This is a genomic window from Microvirga sp. HS2 (assembly GCF_055792805.1).
This window is the reverse complement of the sequence record NZ_JBVVAJ010000084.1, coordinates 1-2,124: the sequence shown is the minus strand read 5'-3', so window position 1 is coordinate 2,124 and position 2,124 is coordinate 1. Positions and strand designations below refer to the sequence as shown.

Annotated in this window: 1 protein-coding gene and 1 pseudogene; one reads left to right on the top strand and one right to left on the bottom strand. The window is 58.8% G+C overall.

The features are described 5' to 3' along the window. Positions 1-198 (bottom strand): annotated as a pseudogene (locus ACS5Q0_RS27375) (integrase); the annotation flags it as partial. A 549-nt stretch (positions 199-747) separates the two neighbouring features. On the opposite strand from ACS5Q0_RS27375, the gene ACS5Q0_RS27370 reads away from it, so the two are divergent. Beyond that, complete coding sequence (locus ACS5Q0_RS27370) at positions 748-1,953, top strand: CAP domain-containing protein (protein WP_473129771.1); 1,206 nt, start codon at positions 748-750, stop codon at positions 1,951-1,953. Positions 1,954-2,124: the final 171 nt, after the last annotated feature.

The window sequence follows — 2,124 nt, the reverse complement described above, 5'->3', positions numbered from 1 at the left end:
GACGAGGTCACAAGCTCGCAGCTTGCTGTCGAGAGCGAGATTGAACAAAGCCAAGTCGCGAATGCGCTGCGCCACTTGGAGCCCGACCCGAATGGACCAGATGTCTTTGGCTTTGAGAGGCGGCTTGGGACCGATCAGCTTGCCACGGTTCCAAGGCGTGGCGGTTCGGCAGGGATGGCCAGCGATACTGTTTTGCATTGCAGTGCTCCTGAAAGGAAGCCCTAGCAATGAACCTTGGCCGTTTATGCCGACAGGAAACCCGAACTGAGCATTCCTTCCGAAGCCTTTGTCAGCTTACCGAGGCAACAGAGACGTTCGTTACATTAACGTCGATCTCCTGCTCGTGACCCGAAGCTGCCCATAGGACCATCTCGATTTGGAGACACACTGCTGGCCTCGAAGCCAGGAAGGTGCCGGAGGTCGATGAGCGCCGATGGCATTCATGGCCTTGCCAATGATTCTGATCGAGCCCCGTTGTCCGCGAGCCAGTCGCGGCCGTCCTCGCCGGTGCTATAGGCATAGTAGCTGCGGATCGTGGATCTTGTCTTTCGAGTTGATGGCAGTGCAAAAGCTTGCCAAAATTCAAAGAATAGTTCGTAATTCAAACTAATAATTAGCTGTATAATATACTGCTAATTTTAGGATGGCAATTCGATGTAGTTTTCAGATACATTGACCGTGATTAACTTGATGGCCCCAACGGCAGCCCAAACCTGCGATATATTTGTACAAGAGGCAGATGCGGCAATGAGCACTCCAACCAAACTGGAGACCTACTTCCTCCAGCTCGTCAACGAGACCCGTGCCCAGGCAGGCGTGAAGGCCCTCACGTTCGACGGCGAACTCCTCAATTCCTCCGATGCCCACAATGCCTGGATGGACCAGGCAAACAGCTTCTCGCATACGGGCATCGACCGTTCGAACGCGGGAGACCGCATGACGGCGGCCAGCTATGGCTGGGAGGGATGGGGCGAGAACATCGGCTACAGGAGCGGCCCGCTTAACGAGGCCACCGTCCAGAAGCTGCACGCCATGCTTGTCAACTCGCCCGAGCACTATGCCAACATCGTCAACGGCTCGTTCGAGGAGATCGGCATCGGCCTGAAGGAAGCCGACTTCAACGGCAAGGCTGTCGTGCTCGTGACCCAGAACTTCGGAACGCCGAACGCCGCCGAGCGGGCTGAGGCCAGTGACGTCGGAAGTGCCACGCCCACCACGTCCGGACCGTTTCCCGGGGCCTCGGGCGAAACCATCTACGGCGACTTTGGCAACAACCGTCTCTATGGCACGGCTGGTAACGACAGGATCTACGGGCTTTCCGGAGACGACACGCTCGACGGTAGGACCGGAGCGGATGCCATGTACGGCGGTTCCGGTGGTGACTGGTATTACGTCGACAATCCGGGGGACAAGGCATACGAGGAAGCCGGGGGCGGTTTCGACCACGTCGTCAGCACCGTGAGCTACTCGCTGTACGGGCAGGTGATCGAGGAACTGAGGCTAGAGGGGACAGCCGACATCGACGGTACGGGCAACTCCCTCAACAACTGGATCAGCGGCAACTCCGGTTCCAATTTCCTCGACGGCGGGGCCGGCAACGACATCCTGAAGGGCCGTGGCGGCATGGACACCCTGAAGGGCGGGTCGGGGAACGACTCCTTCGTGTACGATTTCGCGGACGAAGCCCGCGGCGACACCATCGTGGACTTCGAGCACGGAGCGGACGTCATCGACCTTCACCACATCGACGCCGACACGACCGCGGACGGGAAGCAGCCCTTCGTCTTCATCGGCACCGAGCGGTTCCACAACGTCGCGGGCGAACTTCACACCTATCACCCTGGAGACGGGAGCACCTACATCTCGGCCGACACTGATGGCGACGGCCGCCCTGAGTTCGCGATCAAAGTGTTTGACTGGCATACCTTCGTCAGCGCCGATTTCGTGCTCTGAGACCGACGAGGCTCCCGGTCAGGTCAGGGAGCCTCACGAATATCCTCGTCCAAGTGTTCGCTGAGAAAGCGCTAAGGGCCGCTCTTGGCACGCCTGAGACCTAAGCTCGAAGTCAGCAATCTTCGTCGAACCGGACGTCCCGAAAGCATAGGGAATCTCGGTTCCTGACCC